This window comes from Myxococcus qinghaiensis (genome assembly GCF_024198215.1).
Lineage (GTDB): Bacteria > Myxococcota > Myxococcia > Myxococcales > Myxococcaceae > Myxococcus > Myxococcus qinghaiensis.
Genome location: NZ_JAKCFA010000010.1, coordinates 218,887 through 241,309, shown reverse-complemented (window position 1 = coordinate 241,309; position 22,423 = coordinate 218,887). Strand labels below are relative to the sequence as shown.

General features: G+C 70.8%; 19 protein-coding genes. 10 read left to right on the top strand and 9 right to left on the bottom strand.

Annotated features, from left to right (window positions below; genetic code table 11):
• Positions 1-66: 66 nt before the first annotated feature.
• Entirely contained in the window at positions 67-876 is an 810-nt protein-coding gene (gene map / locus LZ199_RS20855) for a type I methionyl aminopeptidase (protein ID WP_253995484.1), read from the bottom strand.
• 104 nt (positions 877-980) lie between these two features.
• Between map and LZ199_RS20850 the strand changes: the two genes are divergently transcribed.
• Positions 981-1,259, top strand: a complete 279-nt coding sequence (locus LZ199_RS20850; RefSeq protein WP_253995483.1) for a LysR family transcriptional regulator — start codon at positions 981-983, stop codon at positions 1,257-1,259.
• 15 nt (positions 1,260-1,274) lie between these two features.
• On the opposite strand, the gene LZ199_RS20845 is transcribed toward LZ199_RS20850, so the two are convergent.
• Positions 1,275-1,538 carry a hypothetical protein gene (locus tag LZ199_RS20845; RefSeq protein WP_253995482.1) on the bottom strand — a complete coding sequence of 88 codons (264 nt, stop codon included), beginning with the start codon at positions 1,536-1,538 and terminating at the stop codon, positions 1,275-1,277.
• A 225-nt stretch (positions 1,539-1,763) separates the two neighbouring features.
• A complete protein-coding gene (locus LZ199_RS46715; RefSeq protein WP_253995481.1) occupies positions 1,764-1,964 on the bottom strand; it encodes a hypothetical protein in 201 nt (66 codons plus the stop codon).
• Positions 1,965-1,998: 34 nt separating this feature from the next.
• On the opposite strand from LZ199_RS46715, the gene LZ199_RS20835 reads away from it, so the two are divergent.
• Positions 1,999-4,107 carry a TonB-dependent receptor gene (locus LZ199_RS20835; RefSeq protein ID WP_407667221.1) on the top strand — a complete coding sequence of 703 codons (2,109 nt, stop codon included), beginning with the start codon at positions 1,999-2,001 and terminating at the stop codon, positions 4,105-4,107.
• Between the two features lie 3 nt (positions 4,108-4,110).
• Here the strand turns inward: LZ199_RS20835 and LZ199_RS20830 are convergent, their stop codons facing one another.
• The 4 genes from LZ199_RS20830 to LZ199_RS20815 all read right to left on the bottom strand — a co-directional run bounded on the left by LZ199_RS20830 (position 4,111) and on the right by LZ199_RS20815 (position 9,431).
• Positions 4,111-5,445, bottom strand: coding sequence for a hypothetical protein (locus LZ199_RS20830; RefSeq protein ID WP_253995479.1), 1,335 nt, complete (start codon positions 5,443-5,445; stop codon positions 4,111-4,113).
• 102 nt (positions 5,446-5,547) lie between these two features.
• On the bottom strand, positions 5,548-7,545 hold the full coding sequence (locus LZ199_RS20825; RefSeq protein ID WP_253995478.1) for an ATP-dependent DNA helicase: 1,998 nt from the start codon (positions 7,543-7,545) through the stop codon (positions 5,548-5,550).
• Between the two features lie 126 nt (positions 7,546-7,671).
• A complete protein-coding gene (locus LZ199_RS20820; RefSeq protein WP_253995477.1) occupies positions 7,672-8,439 on the bottom strand; it encodes a hypothetical protein in 768 nt (255 codons plus the stop codon).
• A complete protein-coding gene (locus LZ199_RS20815) occupies positions 8,436-9,431 on the bottom strand; it encodes a site-2 protease family protein (protein WP_253995476.1) in 996 nt (331 codons plus the stop codon). Before LZ199_RS20815 ends, LZ199_RS20820 begins: the two co-directional genes overlap by 4 nt.
• 213 nt (positions 9,432-9,644) lie before the next feature.
• Between LZ199_RS20815 and LZ199_RS20810 the strand changes: the two genes are divergently transcribed.
• The 3 genes from LZ199_RS20810 (at position 9,645) to LZ199_RS20800 (ending at position 11,656) form a co-directional block, all read left to right on the top strand.
• Positions 9,645-9,992, top strand: coding sequence for a hypothetical protein (locus LZ199_RS20810; protein WP_253995475.1), 348 nt, complete (start codon positions 9,645-9,647; stop codon positions 9,990-9,992).
• Positions 9,993-10,093: 101 nt separating this feature from the next.
• Positions 10,094-10,894: a hypothetical protein gene (locus tag LZ199_RS20805; RefSeq protein ID WP_253995474.1), complete on the top strand. Its 801-nt coding sequence runs from the start codon at positions 10,094-10,096 to the stop codon at positions 10,892-10,894.
• 42 nt (positions 10,895-10,936) lie between these two features.
• A complete protein-coding gene (locus LZ199_RS20800) occupies positions 10,937-11,656 on the top strand; it encodes an HAD family hydrolase (RefSeq protein WP_253995473.1) in 720 nt (239 codons plus the stop codon).
• A 62-nt stretch (positions 11,657-11,718) separates the two neighbouring features.
• On the opposite strand, the gene LZ199_RS20795 is transcribed toward LZ199_RS20800, so the two are convergent.
• Positions 11,719-12,195, bottom strand: a complete 477-nt coding sequence (locus LZ199_RS20795) for a transcriptional regulator (RefSeq protein WP_253995472.1) — start codon at positions 12,193-12,195, stop codon at positions 11,719-11,721.
• Between the two features lie 188 nt (positions 12,196-12,383).
• Between LZ199_RS20795 and LZ199_RS20790 the strand changes: the two genes are divergently transcribed.
• From LZ199_RS20790 to LZ199_RS20780, 3 genes are all read left to right on the top strand, one after another.
• Positions 12,384-13,253 (top strand): EF-hand domain-containing protein, encoded by an 870-nt coding sequence (locus LZ199_RS20790; RefSeq protein ID WP_253995471.1) that lies wholly within the window; start codon positions 12,384-12,386, stop codon positions 13,251-13,253.
• Between the two features lie 203 nt (positions 13,254-13,456).
• Positions 13,457-14,368, top strand: a complete 912-nt coding sequence (locus LZ199_RS20785) for a lipid kinase (RefSeq protein ID WP_253995605.1) — start codon at positions 13,457-13,459, stop codon at positions 14,366-14,368.
• 54 nt (positions 14,369-14,422) lie between these two features.
• Positions 14,423-17,302, top strand: a complete 2,880-nt coding sequence (locus LZ199_RS20780) for a carboxypeptidase regulatory-like domain-containing protein (protein ID WP_253995470.1) — start codon at positions 14,423-14,425, stop codon at positions 17,300-17,302.
• A gap of 218 nt (positions 17,303-17,520) precedes the next feature.
• Here the strand turns inward: LZ199_RS20780 and hrcA are convergent, their stop codons facing one another.
• Positions 17,521-18,555 carry a heat-inducible transcriptional repressor HrcA gene (gene hrcA, locus LZ199_RS20775; protein WP_253995469.1) on the bottom strand — a complete coding sequence of 345 codons (1,035 nt, stop codon included), beginning with the start codon at positions 18,553-18,555 and terminating at the stop codon, positions 17,521-17,523.
• 286 nt (positions 18,556-18,841) lie between these two features.
• Between hrcA and yedA the strand changes: the two genes are divergently transcribed.
• Together yedA and LZ199_RS20765 are read left to right on the top strand one after the other, a co-directional pair.
• On the top strand, positions 18,842-19,801 hold the full coding sequence (gene yedA / locus LZ199_RS20770) for a drug/metabolite exporter YedA (protein WP_253995468.1): 960 nt from the start codon (positions 18,842-18,844) through the stop codon (positions 19,799-19,801).
• Between the two features lie 310 nt (positions 19,802-20,111).
• On the top strand, positions 20,112-22,403 hold the full coding sequence (locus LZ199_RS20765) for a hypothetical protein (protein ID WP_253995467.1): 2,292 nt from the start codon (positions 20,112-20,114) through the stop codon (positions 22,401-22,403).
• Positions 22,404-22,423 lie beyond the last annotated feature (20 nt).

Genomic DNA, 22,423 nt, shown 5'->3' with positions numbered 1-22,423 from the left:
CAGCGCGAGTGACGGCGACAGCACGTCCAGGGTGTTTCACTGAACAGGCCAGCGAGCCGGCTCGAATCAGCGGGCCTCGGGTTGTGACGGAGGGGCGGCGGATGGAATCAGGGGGTATCCACCCGGGTACGGGGTGAGCACCTCGCAGCCCTCGCGTGTCACCAGGATGGTGTGCTCGAACTGCGCGGAGAGGCTTCCGTCTTCGGTCACCACCGTCCAACCGTCGGAGAGCATTCGAATCTCGGGGCGACCCAGGTTCACCATCGGTTCGATGGTGAGCACCATGCCGGAGCGCAGGGTGATGCCCGTGCCCTTCGTGCCGAAGTGGGGCACATGGGGCGGCGCGTGCATGGAGCGTCCGATGCCGTGCCCGCCGAACTCCCGAACGATGCTGCACCCTTCCCGCTCCGCCAGTTCCTGGATGGCCGCGCCGATGTCGCCCATCCGAGCACCGTGACGCACGACGGAGACGCCCACATCACGACACCGACGCGCCACGTCCACCACGTGCCGGGCATCATCGGACACCTCACCGATGCAGAACGTGGCCGACGTGTCTCCGTGGTAGCCGTCCAGGCACGTGGTGACGTCCACGTTGATGATGTCCCCGAGCGCCAGTTTCTCGTGCGGATTCGGGACGCCATGACAGACGACGTGGTTGCGGCTGGTGCACACCGTCGCGGGGAAGCCGTGGTAGCCGAGCTGGCTGGGTGTGCCGCCTCGACGAGCCGTGTCCTCGCGCACCCATTCGTTGATGTCTCCCGTGGAGATGCCCGGCGTCAGCTTCCCCGCGACCCAGGCGAGCGTGCCCGCCGCCGCCGCGCCCGCGAGACGCAGACGCTCCACCTCGGTGCCCTTGAACAATGGAGTTCCCATGGGGAGGCAAGGTGTCTCCGGGGGCCTTCAGCGTCCAATGCTGTTTCGGTATCGCGCTCGGGGACGGGGGTGCACGAAAGTGGCGCTCGCGCTAACCTGGGGCCGTGAGCATCACCCACCTCCAGTCCTTCGTAGCGGTGGCCGAGGAACGGCACGTGGGCCGCGCCGCACGCCGGCTCCACCTTACCCAGCCGCCTCTGAGCCGCCACATCCTCGCGCTCGAGGATGAACTGGGCACACGGCTCTTCGAGCGCACGCGGCAGGGAATGAGCCTGCTGCCTGCCGGAGAGGTGTTCCTGCTCCACGCGCGCCGCATCCTCGCGGAGGTGGACACCGCGGTGCACACCGTGCGCGGCCTCGCCCCGCGCGACACGGGCGGCTGAGGGCTCGCCAGCTCGCTACTCGGGAACCTCCAGCGGGAACGTCAGGCGTTCTCCCCGGTGAGTGAGGACCGCCGCGCGAACCAGCTCACGTACCTGGCGCGCGCTGAGCGGCAGGTCGGCGAAGACACGCGAGGGCGAGAAATCGCCCAACGCCAGTCCCATCCCCTCCTCCGGTTCCCAGATGCGCTCAGCCACGAGTTCGTAACGTGACCCGGCCACCTCGATGGAGACCGCGCAGTCCTTGTCATTGAGCCTCCGCGCGCCGAGCACCCGCATCATTCCGCCTTGCGGGTGTGAAGTCCGCCCCAGCACGTCCTGACTGCACATCTGAACCGCCCCCTCGCTCGTTGCGAACTGGACGATACCACTCGGCCTCGATTCGCCCCATGACGCTCAGTGGTCGCCCGTGTACGAGGTGGGGACATACTGCCGCGCCAAGAGCGCCAGGACCGAAAGGGGACCGCCAGACATGCCGCGCAGGTCGTCACGCATCCCGTCATCGCCTCATCGGCTCGTGGTCCCCTGGGTTCTGCTCTCTTCACTGGCCTGGGCCCAGACACCGGGAACCGGAACGACGACGACGGAGCCCGGCGCGCGGAACACCGTCATCGGCACGCCCTCGTCGTCTGAGTCGAGCACTCGCACCGCCGGCTTCGACGACTCCTCCGCACCTGTTCCGGAGCAGCCCACCGCTACTGTACCCACGGCGCCTGAGACGTCCCCTCGTGTCGCTGTGCCCATGGAGCATGCGACGGGCTCTCGCGCCATCGAGGAGGCACCCGCACAGCACGAGGCGCCTTCCCGTCCCGACGCCGATGCGCCCACCGCGCCTGAGGCTCCATCAAGTACAGCGCCGGCCACCGAGACAGCAGAGCCCAACGCATCCTCTCGTACCGTCGTCACGGGAACGCGCCTTCCGCGTCCCGTGCGGGATGTGCCCGCCACCACCGTCGTGCTGCCTCGTGAAGAAATCGACCGCAGTCCCACGCTGACACAGGACACCCTCGTCCGGTCCCTGCCCTCGGTCGCCACCTTCCGCCGCACGCCGAGCCTCGTCTCCGACCCGACCGCGCAGGGCCTCAACCTGCGGGGCCTTGCTCCTTCTGGCGTCGCTCGCACGCTCGTCCTGTTGGACGGCGTTCCCGTCAACGACCCGCTCGGTGGATGGGTCTTCTGGCGCTCGCTCCCTCGACTCGGACTGGAGCGCATCGAGGTCGTCCCCGGTGGCGGCTCCGCTCTCTATGGCAGCTCCGCGCTCGGCGGCGTCGTGCAGCTCATCTCGCGTCCCATCACCGGCCCGGCGGTCGACGCGGACCTCTCCTACGGCAACCGCGACACTGGACTCCTCGCCGCGCGCGGAGCCCAACGCTGGGGCCCCATCGCCGCCGCCGTTGAGACCGAGCTGCTTACGAGCAATGGCTACCGCATCGTCACCCCAGGCCAACGCGGGGCCATCGACAGCGACACGCCCAGCAATCACGTCGTCCTCAATGGCCGGGTGGAAGCCCAGGCCTCCGACGCACTGACGCTGTCCGCTCGCGCCAACCTCTTCCGTGAGAACCAGAACGGAGGCACCCGCTTCACCACCGCCCGCGTGGAGCTGGCGCAGTTCGGCGCGGGTGCACGACTTCAGACCGACACGCTGGGCACCTTCTCCCTGGACCTCTTCGGCCGCACCCTGCGCTTCGAACAGAACCGCGCTCGTGTCGCCCAGGACCGCGCCGCCGAGTCCCTCGCCGCGTCCCAGGACGTCCCCGCCGATGACCAGGGGGCCTCGCTCGTGTGGACGGCTCCGAGCTGGAATGCGGGAGGCACCCATCAGCTCTCCGCCGGTCTCGATGCCCGACGCATGGCGGGCACTTCCCGCGAGCAGCTCTTCCCACCCACGCGGACTCCAGACACCGTCCTCGCCCGCGATGCCGGCGGCACGCAGTGGGCCGGTGGCGTGTTCCTCCAGGACCTCTACGCCATCACCCCCGCCCTGGAGTTGTCCGCGGCGCTCCGCTTCGACGTCTGGCGAAACACGCAAGGGCTCCAGCGAGTCGAACGAGCCAGCGGCACGGTGGACACCACGCCCTTCGAGGACCGCACCGAGCACCAGCTCAGTCCACGCCTGGGCATGCGCCTGCGCCCCTGGGACGCCGTCACGCTGCGCGCCTCCGGGTATCGGGCCTTCCGCGCGCCGACGCTCAACGAGCTCTATCGTCCCTTCCAGGTCGGCACCGTGTTCACCTCCGCCAACGCGAACCTCGGCGCGGAGCGCCTGTGGGGGGCGGAGGCCGGTGTGGAGGTCGAGCCCCTTCGCACGCTCACGGCCCGCGTCACGGGCTTCTGGAACGTGCTGGAGGACCCCATCACGAACGTCACCCTCCCCGATGGCGCGGGCCGTGAGCGCCAGAACCTGGGCAAGGCCCGCGTGCGCGGAGTGGAGGCCAGCCTCGACTGGAGAGTGTCGCGACAGTGGACGGCGCTCCTCGGGTACACCTTCGTGGACCCCACCGTCACGGAGGCGCCGGGACAGCCGGCGCTCGTGGGCCGACAGCTCGCGCAAGACCCCAGACACCGGGGCGCCGCCAGCCTCACCTTCGAGGCCCCGTCCCTCGTCACCGCCACCGTGCAACTCCGTGTCACCGGTCCTCAGTTCGAGGATGACCTCAATGAGCGAGGCATGGGTGGGGCGCTCGTCGTGGACGCCGCCGTCAGTCGGCGCCTCTTCTGGAAGGTGGACCTCTTCGCCGCGGTGGAGAACCTCTTCGACCGCGAGTACCTCGCGGGGCGCGCGGGAGTGGACACGCTGGGACCGCCGCTGCTCGCGCGCGTGGGCCTGCGACTTCGCGATGCCCCCTGAGTCTCACTGACACTGCCGCGAATAGCCGATGCGCCGGAGCATCCGCACCCCGTCGCCGGTCGGGTCTTCGGCCAGCTCGGAGTACATGACATGCGCGCGGCCCTGGGCGTCCACCTCCAGGGCCCAGTCGAAGAAGGGCAAACCGAGGGGACTCGTCTCCCGGTCCACGACGGTCTTCGCCGCCCAACCCGCCTGCGCGTTGTCGCGGTACTCCAACTGCTTCCCCAGATTGCGCAGCACGTGCACCACGCCCGAAGAGGAGATCCTCAACTCCCCGTTCCCCGAGAAGGGGAGCACGGTCGTGGACCATTCCCCCTCGACACTCCGGGTGCTCAGACTCAGGACGCCCACCTTCGTCCAGAGGATGTGCGGCACCCCCGCCGGGGACACCGCGATGACCGGATACGCACCCTCCGCGACGACCTGCTCCTTCACCCAGGTCCCCGAGGCATTCGTGGCGTAGTAGATGCCAGGGCGACCAGCGTCGGCCCCATGCTCGTACGTCACATGGACCTTGCCCTGGGCATCCACACGCATCGACAGGTTGGTGAAATTCGCGCCCAGCTCGATGCCCGTGTCGATGACAGACACATCACCGAGGCGACCGTGGACGTGGTTGATTCGATGCTTCACGGCATCCACCAGCGTGAGCGCATGGAACCGCCCCGACGCATCCAGGTCGAACGCGCGCACCCAGCCACTCAACAGCCGAGCACGCTCCCAGCGGCCCTCGGTGTGGTGGAGGAAATCGGTGGGGACCACCGCCACCAGGTCATCGAATCGCGGGTTGAGGGCCAGGTGGAGGTCACCCGACGCATCCACCCGGATGCCACCCAACCACCACTGCTTCCCCACGACGCCCATGTCGGCGAAGACACGCCAGGGCTTCGTCGTCACCACCCGCAGGACATCCCCGGTGTACTCCACGAAGTACGCCTCGCCGTCCGCATCCAGCGCGAACCGCGGATAACCCCTGTCGCTCCCCATCGGGAGCACCGTGCGCGACTGCCAGCCCTCCTCGCAGTCACTCCACTCCGTCATCCGCGCATCCACACCGCCATCATCCAGCGGGGGTCTGGGGATTGACGGCCCGGCATCCGCCCCCGCGTCCTCGGGCATCGGAATCCCGCCGTCCGGCCCCGCGTCCGGAGCGCCGAGCTCCTCCCCTCCATCCGGCTCAGGGTTTCCCCCCGAACCGTCTCCCCCGTCATCCAAGCCAGAGCCCGCGTCCGCCGGGTCCACCGCTACGGGCGACAGCGAGATGGGCTCACACGCACACACCAGCGCCACGGCGGCGAGCAGGACAAGGCGCGGAAATGAAAGGACCGGACAGTCCACGTCAGGGCTCTGGGGTGCGAGGACGGCCGTGGGTAGCAGACCCGGCCGATGGCATACGAACCGAGCCGGATTCTCGGGCAATTTCCCCCGAAAAAATCCGGCTCACTCCACCGAACGCAAGGCGCGCACCGGGCGCACCGGGCCGTTGAACCAGCGGCTCAGCTCCACCAAATCATCCAGCCGTCGCGCGTCGGGGAGGCTGTCCAGGAAGACGCGCCCATACGCCTTGGTGAGGATGCGCCGGTCCAACATCGCGACGATGCCCTTGTCGGACTGGGTCCGAATCAGCCGCCCGAAGCCCTGACGCAGGGCCAGCGCCGCCTGGGGAAGCTGGTACTGCTCGAAGGGCTCCTCCCCCCGCGTCTGGAGCTGCTTGATTCGCGCCGCCACCAGCGGGTCTCCCGGTGAGGAGAACGGGAGCCGGTCGATGATGACCAGGCTGAGCGCGTCTCCCGGCACGTCCACGCCCTCCCAGAAGCTGTGCGCCGCGAAGAGCACGCTCGGCGTGTCGCGAAACGCCTCCAGCAACTGCTGCTTGGGTCGCTCGCCCTGGAGCAGCGCCTGGTACGGCAACCGTCCCGCCGCCAGCTCGTACGCGCGCACCATGTTGCGCAGCGACGTGAAGAGCACGAAGGCCCGGCCCCCCGTCACCTCGCAGAGCTGGACAATCTCCTCCGCCGCCGCCTCGATGAAGCCCGGGGCGCTCGGGTCCGGCAGGTGCGTGGGCAGGTAGAGCGCGGACTGGCGCGGATAGTCGAACGGGCTGGGCACCGCCAGCGTGCGCACGCGCGTCACCGGCTGGCCGTCCTCGCCGTACAACCCCATGCGCCGGGCGAAGAAGTCGAAGCGGCTCTCCGCCGCCAGCGTCGCGGACGTGTACACCACCGTGTCGAGCGCGCCGTACATCCGCTCGCGCAGCTCCTTCGCCACGTCAATGGGACTGGCGCGCAGGAACAGCCCCTTGCCGCGCTGCTCCGCCCAGTACACGTGGTCCGCCGACTCCGCCTTCTCCAGGAAGGAGAGCTGCTCGTCCAGCTCGTCCGCGCGGCGCGTAATCGCGGCCAGCTCCGGCTCGCGCTCGCCCGCGGTGAAGGCGGACAGCGCCGCCAGCCCCTCGCGCACGCCCTCCATCGCGGTGGACAGCTTGCCCATCGCCTCCGGCTGGAGCGAAACGGACGCCTCGTGCCCGGACAACCCCAGCGCCCGGGGCGCCTGCGCGAAGAAGGCATCCGCGCTGGTGCGCAGTCGCGCCGCCAGCGCGCGCAGCAGCGCGTGCCTGGAGTCGTCTTCCTTCAACGACGCCACCGCGTCGCGCGCCAGCTCCTCCAGCCGGTAGTTCGACACGCCCACGCCGAAGTGGCCGCTGGCCGCGTCCTCCAGCGCATGCGCCTCGTCGAAGACGACGGCCTCGTAGTACGGCAGCACGCCCTCGGTGCGCTTGCCGGAGCTGCGCAGCGACAGGTCCGCGAAGAAGAGGTGGTGGTTGACGACCAGCAGGTCCGCGCTCTCCGCGCGCTTGCGCATGCGCGTGACGAAGCACGTCTCGTACAGCGGGCAGCGCGTGCCCACGCACGTCTCGGACGTGGTGGACAGCCGCGCCCACGCGCTGAAGGACTCCGGCAGGTCCAGCTCGCTGCGGTCCCCGGTCTGCGTGTCCTCCGCCCAGGCCTTCAGCTTGGGCCAGTACCGGGCCTCGTCGCGCGAGCCGAACTGCGGCTCCTTGGCGAAGGCCCCGTAGCGGTGCAGGCAGAGGTAGTTGTTGCGCCCCTTGAGGTACGCGGCCTCGAAGGTGAGCCCCATCTTCTCGCGCAGGAGCGGCAGGTCCTTGAAGAAGATCTGGTCCTGCAGTGTCTTCGTCGCCGTGGACACCACGACGCGGCGGCCCGACAAGAGCGCGGGCACCAGGTAGGCGAGCGTCTTGCCCGTGCCCGTGCCCGCCTCCGCCAACAGATAACTGCGCTCCGCGAAGGCCCGCTCCACGGCGCGCGCCATCTGGAGCTGCTCCGGCCGGTGCTCGTACGCAGGCAGGGCCACCTGGAGCGCCCCTCCCGGACCAAGCAGGCTGTCGACGGTGAGTGACGGAGAGACGGGGAGCGTCATCGGGAGTGGCGAGCCTCGCGGGAGCGGCCCGACACGATAGCAGCCAGTCGCGCCCCAGGCCCGTTTTGCGTCCTCCGCGCGTGTCCGCATGGCCGGCCGCCCCGCGGGGAGGCGACGACCGCCGCGTCAGGGCAGGTCGCCCGACAGGAGCATGCGCACGCGCTGGATGACGAACGCGAAGAGCATCAACACCACCAACGAGAGCACCGCGATGGCCGCCGCGCGCAGCCGCCGCTTGCCCAGGGACATCTCCGAGGGCTCCACCTCCGTGGGCACCACCAGGGTGGCCCGGCGCACCACTTCCTCCCGCGCCCGGTGCGCCACGGCGTCGTCCGGCGCCCTCGCCAGCCGCACGCGGTACAGCCGCCCCGCCGACGCCAGCTCCCCGCGTCCCATGGCCAGGGTCAGCAGCCTGTCGTGCGCCTCCCACTCCTCCCAGCGCTCCGCCAGCGAGCGCCAGGCCCCCCTCAGGTCCTCCGAGGGCTGGTGCTCCTCCGCCAGGAAGTTGGCGTACACCAGCCCGCACTGCGCGCAGGACGTGTCCACCTCCCGCCGCGACGACACGCACTTGGGGCAGTGGCCCGGCGGCGGCGTGAAGAGCGACTCGTCATCCATCGTCACGGGCACTGTCGCGCCCCGCACCACGCGCAGGGCCGGCGTGCTGGCGCGCGCGGACTGGGACGGCGCGGACGACGCATCCTCCGACGCCGAGGACTGGGACGAGCCAGAGCCCGAGCCTTCGTTGGACAGCGCGGGGGACACCGCCACCTGCGACGGCGCGCGCGCCCGGCTCTCCGCCCCGCAGCGCTGGCACTGCACCACCAGCCCGCCGCCCTCCATCCGGAAGGACTCCAGGGGGATGAGCCGCTCACAGGCTTCACACTGGAACTTCATGACACCACCTGACGCAGCGGCACGGGCATCGCGCAGCCGATGAGGGCCAAGAGGCACAGCGCGCAGATGAGCTTGCGCGAAGGACTGAGCGGCTCCAGCGGCTCCACCACCTCCGGATGCCCGAAGCCCACCACCTTGCTCGTCACCAGGAGCCACAGGCCCCAGGACGCGGTGACGAAGAGCGTGAGGAACAACAGCAGTGCGGCCATGGCCCGCCCCACCCAGTGCGCGTGACGGCCCAGAAGCGCGAACGCCAGGTGCCCGCCATCCAGCTGCCCCATGGGCATCAGGTTGAGCAGCGTGACGAGCAGGCCGAACCAGCCCGCGATGACCACCGGATGAACCAGCACGTCCTTGCCCTCCGGCAGGGGCCCCAACGCCAGCCACGTCAGCCCCTGCATCAGCAGGCTGTCACCAAACAGGGTCTGTACGCCATGAAACGTCTCCTCCGGCGCGGCGGGCGCGTGCGTCAGCTTCGCCATCACCCAGGTGAACAACTCCTTCCCATAGACCCACAGCGACGCCTCGCCGGGGAACTGGGAGGGCACCTGCGGCGCGTCCACCACGGTGGAGTGCGAAAGCCCCCAGTAGAGGATGGGCAGCGCGACCACCAGGCCCGCCAGCGGCCCCGCCGCGCCAATGTCCACCAGCGCGTTGCGGTGGGGGATGCGGTCGCGGATGCGGATGACGGCGCCCAGCGTGCCCACCCCCAACACCGGCAACGGGATGAAGTACGGCAGCGACGTGTCCACGCGGTGGATGCGCGCGAGCACGTAGTGGCCCATCTCGTGGGTGCCCAGGATGGCCAGCAGCGACAGGCTGAACGACAGCGCGCGCATCGCCGCTTCGGTGGAGACCTCGTCCGGCGAGTAGGGCCGCTGGAAGTGGAAGTACAGCAGGTACGAGGTGAAGGTCGTCACCACCGTCAGCAGCAGCAGCAGCAGGTGAATCCAGTACCGGGGCGCGGGACGTGCGACGGGGACGATGTCCATTCAGGAGCCTCGGGGTTGGGCTAGCAAGGCGAGATGTGCATTGCAACGCGAGCGCGCTCTACCGACGTCCGTACAGTGTGTCCGGACGGACCTTGACATGGAGTCGACATCTGGTACGTACCCCGCCGCTTGCGGTCCCAATCAAACGGACGGGCGCTCTCTTCCTGGGCGTGCTCGACCACCATCCAAGCAACATCCAACGAGGGGAAAACCATGAAGAAGCTCATCCTGTCCGCCGTTGCCGCGTCCAGCCTCATCGGCTGCACCAGCGTCGAGAGCGCCGTTGTCTCCGGCACCGAGATCGCGGCCAACGGTGAGGCCGTGGCCGTCATCCAGACCAACGCGCTGGGCCTGACCGCCATCTTCCACATCATCGACATCGTCCAGAGCGACCTGGACACCGTGGTGAACAAGCTCCTGATCGCCGAGGCGAAGGCGATGGGCGCGTCCAAGGTCGACCTGAAGTCGGCCGCCACCACCCCCCGTCACGGCATCTACGCCCTGTTCGGCACCATCATCGGCATCACCTCCTCCACGGCCACCGGCGTGGCGGTGAAGTAGTCAGGCTGCCGGCCCTCACGGCGGCACCTTTCGGGAGGCCCCCTGGCGACAGGCGGGCCTCCTTGCTTTTCAGCCCCCCTCCTGCCTCACTTTCTCATCCCATGCGCCCCAGCCTCTTCGCCCCCTGTGTCCTCCTCGCCCTCGCGGGCTGCTCACGCAAGACGGACGACACGGCGGCGCTCGCCGGGCAGGTGAAGCAGCGGCTGGCGGAGCGCGACGCGAAGCTGTCCGGCTATCACATCGCCGGCACCGTGAAGGACGAGGGCCAGGACCCGGTCCCCTTCACCTTCGACTACCGCGCCCCGCAGCGCATGCGCGGCACGCTGGGCACGCCGCCCACGCGCATCTTCTCGTGGGACGGCACCCACCTCTTCGAGCAGCTCGACGGCGACAAGCGCTTCACCACGTTCAAGTCGGAGCTGCCGCCCGCCAAGCTCGCGGGCTTCCTCACGGAGACCTTCGGGGTCTTCACTCCGGAGGGCTTCCGCGCGCCGCTGCTCTCCCGGGGCGCCACCCTGCGCCGCGTGAAACACCCCCGCGCCCAGGACGCCGTGGAGCTGACCGCGACGCTGGGGGGCGAGGCCGAGGGCGTGGCGCTGGTGTACGTGCTGCGCTGGCCGGGGCTCGACTTCCTGGACAAGCGCTCGCGCGCTCCCGACGGCACCGAGGCGGAGGTCCGGATGGAGGAGGAGCACTGCGACGAGGCCCTGGGACTGTGTGTCCCCAAACGCCTCACCCGGTGGCTGGGCGGCCAGAAGATGGGCGAGACGGTGCTCGGACGTGTGGAGCTGAACAGCCCCCCTCCCAATGATGCCTTCACCCTCCTGCCGCCCGAGGGCTACGATGTGAAGACACGAACACTGGTGGAGGCGCCTGCGGAGAACCCACCCACGGGCGGTTGACCGCCACCCGGGGCGACCCCACCTTGGCCCGGGAGGCGCGCGATGGTGGAGAACGTCATCTTCGACGTGGATGGAACGCTGGTGGACTCGGTGGACGAGCATGCCGAGGCGTGGAGACGCGCGTTCCTGCACTTCGGCAGGGATTTCCCGTTCGCACACGTACGCAGTCAGATTGGCAAGGGCGCGGATCAGCTCATTCCCGTCTTCTTCAACGACGATGAGCTCGAGCGCTTCGGCAAGGAGCTGGAGGAGTACCGCTCCAAGCTGTTCGTGAAGGAGTTCCTGCCCAAGGTGAGGCCGTTTCCTCGCGTGAGGGAGCTGTTCCAGCGGCTGCGTCAGCACGGACGGCGCATCGCCCTGGCCTCCAGCGCGAACGACGAGGAGCTGCAGCACTACGCACGGCTGTGCGGCATCGACGGCTTGTACGAGGCGAAGGCGAGCAAGGACGAGGTGGACAAGAGCAAGCCCCACCCGGACATCTTCGAGAGCGCGCTCGCCAGGCTGGGCCGCCCCGCGCCGGACGTGACGGTGGTGGTGGGCGACACGCCGTATGACGCGCTCGCCGCCGGCAAGCTGGGCCTGTCCACCGTGGGCGTGCTGGCCGGAGGCTTCTCTCCGGAGGACCTGCGCGCCGCGGGCTGCCGCCTCCTGGTGAAGGACCCCGCGGAGCTGCTGCGGCTGGCCGAGGACTCCTCGGTGGACTGGCCGTGGAACGGGCCTGGCGCCACGCCGCCGGTCTCCAAGGACGAAGAGAACCGCTGAACCCGCAGGGCGTCCGCGCCCCACCCTGGACTCACCTGGGGTGGGACGCGAGCTGCTCGCGACTACTTGCGCGAGCCGCGTGAGCCGCGCCGGGTGCTGGCGCCGCGCTTGGAGACGCTCCGCGTGCTCTTGCGAGCCGTGCCGCTCCGGGAGCGCGTGCTGGTGGAGCCTCGACGCGCGGTGGCCCGGCGGCCCGCCACCCGGCGCGCGGTGGACTTGCTGCCGGAGCGCGTGGCGCGCACGGGCTTGTTGCGCTTCCTCGTGGCCGCCGCCTTGCGAGCCGATGCGGAGCGCTGCGCGGCGGTCCGCTTGCGCGCGGCCTTCTTCGCCGCGGCCTTCACCAGGGGACGGCGCCGGGCCACCTTCGCCTTGCTGCCGGAGCCGCCCTTCATCCCGCCGCCCGTGGCCTTGTTCACCGTGGCCCAGGCCCGCGCCGCGGCCGTCTTCTCCGAGGTGCCCCGGGCCTCGTAGCCCTTCTCGATTTTCGCGGCCATCCGCTTCTGTTTCGCCGTGTACTTCGCCTTGCTTCCTCGTGCCATGCGGCAACCTCCTGGATGCGTACTCCGCCGGCACACAGCCGGCCGTGCCTGGAAGGTGCGCAGCCCCCCTTGCGCCGGGAAGGGGTGAGACACCCACCGCTGTCCACCGCCGCAACTTCTTCCGACGCACCGGGTTTCAGCGAAGCGAGGCCGGACACCCACCGCACTTCGAAGCTGGAGCCCTTGCCATGAACCGAGTCACCGCTCACCGTCGCATCCTCGCCGCCGCGCTGTGCTTCACCCTGCCCTTCGGGCTCGCCGCTTGTGGCGATGACGTGCCGGATGAAACCACGCAGTACGTGGGCGAGGCCGCGTCCTATCTCACCGCCGCGGAGGAGGACGGCGCCCTGGGCGCGGACGCGGTGGCGGACACGGACGTCTCGCAGCGCGAGGCCATGGCCGACGAGGACGTGGGCGCCCTGGAGACGGAGCCCACCGACGACGGGAAGACGTGCGACTTCAGCGCCTACCGCCAGGTGGTGGTGGAGAAGTACGACGACGACGGCGACGGCCAGCTGAACGCGCGGGAGCTGCGCGAGCTGAAGGCGGACGTGGGTGAGCGGCGCGACACCTTGCGTCCCCGCCTGGCGCAGCTCGGCCGCCGCGCGCGGCACTGGGCCTTCTGGCGCGTGCGCTGGGCCTTCGACGAGAACGGCGACGGCACGCTGTCCGCCGAGGAGCGCGTCGCGCTGGTGGACGCCATGGAGGCGCGCTGCCAGCGCCTGCGCACCGAGCGGCTGGAGCAGCACGACACCAACGGCGACGGCTCGCTGGACGACTCCGAGCGGCAGGCGGCTCGGGCGGCCCGGCGCGCCCGCTGGGAGGCCCGGCGCCAGGAGCGGCTGGTGACGTACGACACGAATGACAACGGCGTGCTCGACGCGGGCGAGCGCGTGGCGCTGCGCGCGGACCGCGTGGAGGCGGCCCAGGAGCGCCGTGCGACGCTGCTGGCTACGTATGACTCCAACGGCGACGGCCGCCTGAGCACCGCGGAGGCCCTGCCGCTGCGCCAGGACATCCAGCGCCGCATCATCGAGGGGCGCGACGCGGAGGACTGAACCCCTCGTCTCCCAGGTTGCCCTCTTCCGGGCCTCGGGGCGGCAAGTGGCCGGTGGCTTTCGGTCGTCTTCCCCCGGGGCCCGCTGGCCCCTTGGAGTCCGAGTGCACACCTTTTCCGGCACGCAGCAAGGAGGAGGTCCCCCTGGAACCCGCGCTCATCGAGCCTCCACGCCGGCTGGCCCCGGACGACGGGCCCGCGGCCCTGGTGGTCAACACGCAGTCGCGCTCGGGCCGCGAGGCCTATGCGCGCGCCCGGGAGGCCCTCGCCTCGCGCGGTGTCCTGCTGGCGGAGAGCCACGCGCTGTCGAAAAGCGGACGGCTGCGCCGCGTGCTGGAGCAGGTGCTGGGCAAAGGCACCCGCCGCATCATCGTCGGCGGCGGAGACGGCACCCTGAGCGGCGTGGTGGGACACCTGCTGGGACGCGACGTGACGCTGGGCGTGCTGCCGCTGGGCACCGGCAACGACTTCGCGCGCTCGCTGGGGATTGAGCCCGACGTGGAGGCCGCGTGTGACGTCATCGCCCGGGGCTACACCGCGCGCGTGGACGTAGGCCTGGCCAACGGGCGGCCGTTCCTCAACGCGGCGAGCCTGGGACTGGCCTCGGCGATTGCCCGGCGGCTGACGAAGGAGCTGAAGCAGCGGGCGGGCAAGCTGGCCTATCCGGTGGCCGCCGCCGCGGAGGTGAAGGACCTGCGCCCCTTCCGCATCCGCATCAAGGCGGATGACCAGGAGCTGGAGCTGGACGTGCTGCAGCTCGTGGTGGGCAACGGGCTGTACCACGGCGCTGGAAACATGGTGGCTCCCGACGCGCGCCTGGATGACCGGCGGCTGCACGTCTACGCCGTCTCCGCGCCCTCGGCGACCTCCGGCCGGGACGGCACGGGCCTGGGACAGCTCCAGGACCTGGCCACGCTCGCGCGGGTGGCGCTGGCGGTGCGCAGCGGGGAGCATGGGGAGAACCCCGCCGTCACCGCGCTGCGCGCCGTGCGGCTGTACGTGGAGGCGACTCCGCCGCAGGAAGTCAACGCGGACGGGGAGCTCGTCGGCCTGACGCCCATGCGCTTCGAGGTGGCCCCCGCGGCCCTGCGCGTCTACGCCCCCGCGCCCGCCTAATTCCGAAATGACCCAGGCTGGCCTACGCTGGCGTCCTCACGAGGACGAGCCAACATGCGCCTGCGGTCCCACCGTCCCCTCTTCTTCGCCGCCCTGCTCGCCATTGGCGCGATGCTGCTGCTCTGGTTCCGCGTGCCGAGGCCCGGCGCGCCCTCCCACCCGACGCCCTCGGAGCTCCGCGCGAGCCCCACCGCCAACGCCGGAGGTCTGGCCGCGCGCGCCGAGCCCGTGTCGGCCACGACGGCTCGCGACGAGCCCGCGACCGACGAGGAAGGCGCCTTCGTGGTGCGGGTGGTGGGGCCCTCGGGTCCGGTGTCGGGCGCGAGTGTGCGGGCCTGGCGCAATGAGGCGGTGAACCGCGCCGATACCTCACCGTACTCCTGGCGGCTCGCGCGCGAGGGCGTCACGGCCGAGGACGGCACGCTGCGACTGCCGACCCGACCCGGCGACTACCTGTTGTCCGCGCGCGCGCAGGGCCACGCGCCCGCGCGCCGCGAGGCCACGCGCCCCTCGGGTGAGTCGGAGACGTCCGTCGAGCTGACGCTGAGCGCGGGTGTGACGCTCCAGGGCCGCACGGTGGAGGAGAAAGGCGGCGAGCCGGTGCCGCTGGCGGAGGTGACGCTCCATCCGTATCCCGGAGCCGCCATCGCCTGGGCGGAGCCCGCGACGATGCCCGAGGAGGCCGTGACGGCGACGAGCGACGGGCGCGGCCAGTTCCAGTTCTCCGGACTGGCTCCGGGCCGCTATGGCCTCACAGCCGAGGCACCGGGCTACAGCCGCCGCACGCTGCGCTTCCTCCATGTTCCCCAGCAGGGAGAGCTGGTGGTGGGGCTGTGGGGCGCGGGCACGCTGGAGGGCTTCGTCGTGGACGCGCAGGGCCAGCCCGTCTCCGGCGCGCAGGTGACGGCGTCGGGAGGGAGGGAGCCCGTGAACACCGCCACCAGCGAGGGCGGCGGCTTCGCGCTCGAGGTGGGCGGAGGTGACTGGGTGGTGACCGCGCGACATGGCAACACCCTGGGCCGCGTGCCCGGCACGCTGTTCGTGGCTCCGGGCCAGACGCTGCGCGGCCTCACCGTGAGGCTGGTCGCGGCGAGCGGGCTGACCGGGCAGGTGGTGTCGGCGGGGGATGGCGCGCCGGTGCGCGACGCGGAGTTGGTCGTCAGGTCCTCGGGGGCCGAGGGAGTGCTGGGCGGCACGACGTCCAGCGGCGAGGGCCTCTACCAGCTGGCCCTGCCGCCCGGTGAGTACGACGTGACGGTGCGGGCGCGGGGCTTCGCGAGGGCCACGCATGAGGGAGTGGTGGTGAGCGAGGGGGCGCCCGCGAAGCTCGATGTGAAGCTGGAGCCGGCCACGGCCGAAGTCGAAGGCGTCGTGCTCAATCCCCAGGGGAAGCCGGTGGAGGGGGCGGAGGTCCGCGCCCAGCCGCGCACGGGCGGAGGCGCCGCGAGCACCACGCGCACGGACACGCAAGGCGCGTACACGCTGAGCGGGCTGGTACCGGGCCCCACTGCGGTGCGCGCGCGCAGAGATGGCTCGCAGGGCTGGACGAGCCGCGTGGAGACGCTGAAGGCCGGCGTGCGCACGCGCGTGGACCTGACGCTGACGGAGTCCGGCATGGTGCAGGGACGCGTGACGCAGGCCTCGGGCGAGCCCCTGTCCGAGCCCGCCGTGGTGCGCGCGGTGCCACGCGGCGCTCCGGGTGGCACGTCGGACCTGGCATGGGCGGAGACGGACGCGGCGGGCCTGTATCAGCTGGAATTGCCGGCGGGCGTGTACCAGCTCACCGCGGTGCTGCCGCGCGCTCGCTTCATCTACTTTCAAGACGACGACCCGAGCGTGACGGTGAACGCGGGCAGCGCCGTGCAGCAGGACCTGGTGCTCGTGGAGGAGCGCGGCATCTCCGGCACGGTGCGCGAGCCCTCCGGCGCGCCCAGTCCCTTCGCGGTGGTGGCGGCCGTGCAGGGAGGCAACATGCCCTTCACCATGCGCGTGCGAGCGGACGAGGACGGCACGTTCGCAATCCCCACGCGTCCCTCGGGAGCACCGCCACTGGAAGAACTGGTGGCCCACAACGGAGGTCGCGTGGTGCGAGTGCCTTCGGTGCGCGAGGGCCAGGGCCTGGTGGACCTGCGCCTTCAGCCCGCGGCCCACCTGCGCGGCAAGGTGGTGGCGCGTGGTGGCGCGGTGCCCGAGGGCTTCACGTTGCGGCTGACGGAGGACAACGGCGAGGAGCTGCCGTGGGAACCCCTCGCCCCGTCAGCGCGGCGCTTCAGCGGTGACACCTTCGAGATGAGGGACGCGCCCGGACAGGTGGTGAAGGTGCACGTGCAGACGCATGACGGACGCACGGGCTCGGCGCGGGTGGCGTTGGAGCCGGGCGGCAGCGCGACTGTGGAGGTGCCGCTCACGACGGGAGGCGCGGCCTCCATCATCGGGCGCGCGGTGTGGAGTCGGGGGGGTGGGCCCGCGGCGGGCGTGGCGGTGTTCCTGGACCGCGCCGTGTCCGCGAAGCCCGACACCGTCACTGGCGCGGACGGCCGCTTCCGCCTGGAAGACGTCAGGCCCGGTCCGCACACGGTGCGGTTGATGCCGCCCGAGGGACGCGTGGAGACGCACCCCGTGAAGGTGACGGAGGCGGAGGCCTCGGACCTGGGTGACGTGACGGTGTCCCCGCGCCGCGCGTCTCCGGGCACGGTGGGCGCGGGCTTCAGCGAGGAGCGTGGACAGGTGGCCGTGGCATGGCTGACGCCGGACGGACCCGCCGCGCGCGCGGGTGTGGTGGTGGGCGACCGGCTCCTCGCGGTGGACGGCCTCGTGGTGCGCGACAGGATGGAAGCGGAGGCACGCACCAGAGGCGCGCCCGGCACACCGGTGCGGCTCCAGGTGCGGCGCGACGGCGGCGAGCGAGAGCTACAGGCCACTCGCGCGGAGTGAGGCGAGTTACACCGTCGGGTGACGGCCTCCGCGATGGTGCCCTCGCCGTCACCAAGTGAGGCGAGCGACCCTGCCGGGTGACGTCCTCCGCGAGGGCGCCCGCTCCGTCGCCGAGTGAGGCGCACCGCACCATCTTCGTCATTCGAGACGACACCCGCGCGGCGTCGTTCACCCACGGCACCGCGCGGAGGTATCCCCTCCGCGCGGAGTGACGCGGGCTACACCTTCTCCAGCACGCGCGAGAGCACCTGCGCGGTGAAGTTCACCAGCGGAATCACGCGGCGGTAGTCCATGCGCGTGGGGCCGATGACGCCCACCGTGCCGAGCACCTGCTCCTGGTTGCCGTAGGGGCTCGCGATGACGGACACGTCGCCAGCGGCGGAGAAGTCACTCTCCGCGCCAATGAAGATCTGCATCTCGTTGGCGCGCTGCACCTGGTCCAGCAGCGACAGCAGGCGGTGCTTCTCATCCAGCGTCTTGAAGAGCGCGCGCATGCGCTCCACGTCCGCGAACTCCGGCTGCTCCAGGAAGGAGTTCGTCCCCTGGATGAGCACGCGCTCCGTCGTCGGCAGGTCCGTGGCCGCCGCGCCCAGCTTGAGCGCCTTCGCCGTCAGCGCGTTGTAGAGCGCCTGCTCCTGGTCCATCTCCGAGCGGATGCGCTCGCGCGCCTCCTCCAGCGGCACCTCGTGCAGCAGCTCCGACAGGTAGTTGCTCGCCCGCATCAGCTCGTCCGAGGTGATGGGGAAGTCGACGGTGATGGCCTTGTTGTGCACCTGCCCGCTCTGCCCCACCAGGATGGCGAGCACGCGGTCCTCGCGCAGGCGGACGAACTCGATGCGACGGAACACCGCCGACTCGGGCCGGGGCGTGACGACGACGCCCGCGTGTCGCGTCAGCGAGTGGAGAAGCCGGCTGGCATCGCCCAGCACCTCCTCCAGGTTCGCGTCATGGAAGAGGCCCGCGTGGATGAGCTCACGGTCTCTCGGCGTGGGGTCCTTCAGCTTGACGAGCGTGTCCACGTAGAAGCGGTAGCCCGCGTCGGTGGGTACCCGGCCGGCCGACGTATGAGGCTTCTCCAGGAACCCCAGCTCCTCCAGGTCCGCCAGGACGTTGCGCATCGTTGCCGAGGAGACCTCGAATCCGGGGCGGCGGGCGAGCTGCTGACTCCCCACCGGCCCGCCCGTGGAGATGTACTCCTGCACCACCGCCCGGAGGACTTCCTTCTCGCGTTCACCCAGCTCTTCGGACGACATCCAGGCGCTCTCACTCTGGAGCATGCGGCCAGCCACGGCGCCGCGAGCGCTCCACGAGACCCAAGTGTAAGAAAGCGCGTCCGGGGGTTCAATCCACGTCGGAAGGAGACAGGCGGACAAAGGGTGGTCCCCGCCCTGGCTCACACCCGCCAGGGAGCCGAGCAGGCACTCCCGCATCCCACCTGACGTGCACCCGCACTGTACCGCCCGACGGCTCCAGCCACTGTGGGGTACGGCAATGCGCACATGGCCCACGGGGAGGGCGGACGCTACAAGCCGCGCCACCGTGTCCGCATCGTCCGCCGCTTCGTCCCTGTCCACGCCGCCCTCCACCCCCGCCCTCTCCTCCGTCGCGCCCCCTGTCCCCGGTGACGCGCTCCAGGCGGGCGCCCAGCGAGGTCGCATCCTGCTGTGCCTGGTGACGCTGTACCTCGTTTGGGGCTCCACCTATCTGGCCATCCGCTGGGTACTCCAGGGTGGCATGCCGCCGTTCCTGGCCTCGGGGACGCGCTTCCTGTTGGCGGGCGCGCTGCTGTTCGGGGTGATGTGGCTCAAGGGTTCGCCGGTGCCCACGGCGCGGCAGTGGGGCGCGAGCGCGGTGGTGGGACTGCTGCTGCTCGGTGTGGGCAACGGGGCGCTCGTCTTCGCGCAGCAGTGGGTGCCCTCCGGTGTCGCGGCGCTGGTGGTGGGCAGCCTGCCCATGTGGTCGGCGCTGTTTGGCGGACTGTTCGGCCAGTGGCCCGGAAAGCTGGAGCGCTGGGGGCTGGCGGTGGGGTTTGGCGGCATCGTCCTGCTCAACTTCGGGGGCAAGCTGGGCGGCGGCGGGTGGGCCACGCTGGCCCTGTTGATGTCGCCGATGAGCTGGGCGCTGGGCTCCGTGCTCGCGCGCCGCATGCCCATGCCGCAGGGGATGATGGCGCCCGCGGCGCAGATGCTGTGCGGGGGCGCGCTGATGCTGACCTTCGGCCTCCTGCGCGGCGAGCAGTTGGCGGCCATGCCGGAGGCACGAGCGCTCGCGGCCTTCGCGTACCTGGTCACCTTCGGCTCGCTGGTGGGCTACACCGCGTATGGCTATCTGATGCGCCACACGAGCCCCTCCGTGGCCACCAGCTACGCGTACGTCAACCCGGTGGTGGCGGTGCTGCTGGGCGTCGTGTTCGCGGGCGAGTCGATGAGCGCCCAGTCCTGGGTCGCCATGGCCGCCATTCTCGGCGCCGTCGTGCTGCTGACGCGCAAGAAGCGCTGACGACACCGGGCAGGGTGGTGCGGATTCACGGCTCCGGCGCGCAGCAGTGGCACATGCCCGACGCGGCCATCAAGGGCATTGGCGGGCTGTGCCTCGACATCGAGGGCGGCGTCATCACCCACGGCGCGCGTGCAGCTCTCCGAGCGCAACGGCGGCGCGCGGCAGAAGTGGGAGTACAACCTCTGGTCGCCTTGGGTCCTTCGCTCGCGGACCCTGGGTGCTCAGGGGACCGCACGTCGCGTGTCAACCTGAGCGAGCAGGGGCACACGGTGCTTGACGCTGGTGCCCTTCCTCGCTGTTTAACGGGGGGATGGAATTCGTCCGCGCGCTCTGTCTCACATGGCTGCTGGTGGGCGGCCTGGCCGCCGCCGCGCCCGTCGTCCAGGTGCCCGAGGGCGGCGCTGGCGTGCCGGTCGTCTCGAAGGGGGTCGTCTGCGGGCCCCTGCGCGCGGGCTGGACGCTGGCGACGGACGGCCGCACCCTCAAGCCACCGCAGCGGGTGGACCAGGACGACGCTCGCATCCAGGAGCTGAAGGTGGCTCCCTCGGCGGCGCAGTGCGAGACGACCGAGGAGCGCGTCACCGTCATCGCCACCGGCGCCTTTCCTCGCGTGGACGCGGCGGGTACGAACTTCTTTCCAGACGAGGGCCGCGTGGAGCTGCGCGGCACGGGGCTGGACCACGTGGGCATCGCCTGGAGCGGAACGCCCCGGGGCGAGTCCCAGCCCCAGCTCATCGAGGGACAGGACCGGTGCCTTGCGCCCTCGACGGAGCGAGGGACGGCGAGCTGCACGGTGCCGGTGGCGCGAGGGCTGCCCACGGACGCGGCGCTCTATTGGACACCCCCCCATGGACGGCATGGACCGGACGTCACGACGTACGATGCGGCGGGCAACGTGGTGGCGCCGGAGACGTTCCGCCTGCGTCCGGGCCGCGTGGTGCTGACGCAGCCACTCATCCAGTCGGGGGGCGTGGATGTGTCGCGAGGCCCGGGCTCGGTGGCGCTGAGTCACTCGGAGGCGCTCGCGTCGGTGGACTGCGGGCCGGTGCGCTGTGAGGTGAACGAGGGGACGGTGTCGCTGCGCAACGTGCCCGGCGTGGACGTGAGCGTGACGCTGCGCCTGCGCCTGGCGCCGCGCATCTACTTCGCGCGGGGCGAGGTGCTGGAGCAAGTGCTGTTGGAGACGCTGCCGGTGCTGGCGTGTCCGCTCACGGCCGTGGAGGGCACGGTGCTGCGCGACGCGGAGAACGCGGCGATGGTGGTGCGGCTGGACACCTCGTGTCAGCACGACCCGCGCAAGCTGCTGTGGTCGATGAACGACCAGCGCGCGCGCGTGGAGCGCGTGGTGAAGGCACAGGACGGCGTCTATGTGCTGCTGCGCACGGGGGGCACGTCCGAGCAGCAGGTGACGGTCATCGCGCAGACGTCGCGGGTGGAGGGCTCCGTGGTGGCGTCGGACACGACGAAGACGCAGCCCTTGCCGGTGCCGCGTGCGTCCCTGGAGCTGTCGGACCAGGGGGCTATCGACTTCATCCCCATCAACCGGCCGGCGGAGCTGATTGTCGCCTCCAGCGGGGAGCAGGGACGTTTCGTGCCGCGTCCGGTGGCGGGGGCGTACAGCATCACCTCGCGCGACGGGACGACCTATGTGCAGGGCGAGCCCACCGCGGGGGGCTTCGTGTCGCTGCGCTTCGGTTATCAGGTGTCCACGCTGCCCGGAGAGCTGGCGACGACGGACCTGTTCATCGTCAACGAGCGGGTGCAGCGCTCGGTGCGCGAGGCGAGCGTGCCCATCCGCATCGAGAGCGTGGTGGAGTTGGTGTGCGCGGACAAGGAGGGCAAGGACGAGGTGCTGGAGCCCAGCCGTCCGCACCGCATCCACTACGAGATGCGCAACTCGTGTCGGGTCATCATCCACCGTGAGCGGCTGAAGCCCGAGCAGGGCACGCAGGAAATCGTGCTGCGCATCGACGTCACCAAGGCGGACGGCGCGGCGCGAGGGGAGAGCCGGGTGGAGCAGCGGATGTTGCTGCGGCCCCAGGGCGAAGCGCGGACGATTCCGGTGCCGGGCCAGCTGTCGCAGTTCGACCGGATCCTGGTGCAGGTGTCGCTGGTGGCGGACGAGTCGCGTTATGCGCTGAGCACGTCGGACCGCTCGGGGCTGCCGTCGGCGCAGTGGACGGCCATCGTGAGTGGTGGGCGCTTCCGGCTGTACACGACGGCGACGATTCCAGCGGGCCTCTACCGGGCGACGGAGCCCAGCGGGCAGCTCATCCTGAACTTCGGCGTGGTGTCGCGCCTGGCGCTCCTGAACAGCGAGGGACAGGAGCGGCTGCTGGGCATCGAGATGGGGTTGATGGGGATGGGGTTGATTCCCCAGTCCGGAGACATCGAGTTCCCGCCGACGCTGGCGGTGGTGATGGGGCTCAGCTTGCGCGTGCCCATTGGACCGGGTGCGGCGGTGGGAGCGCAGGCGTGGGTGGCGAGGGAGTTCCGGGACGACATCACCCGCCGCTCCGACGGCTCCGTCATCGACTCGAGCCGCTGGTCCTTCATCTTCGGACCCAGCATCTCCGTGGGCAACGTGGGCTTCAACCTCTGACGCCGCGCTCGCGGCGCCCT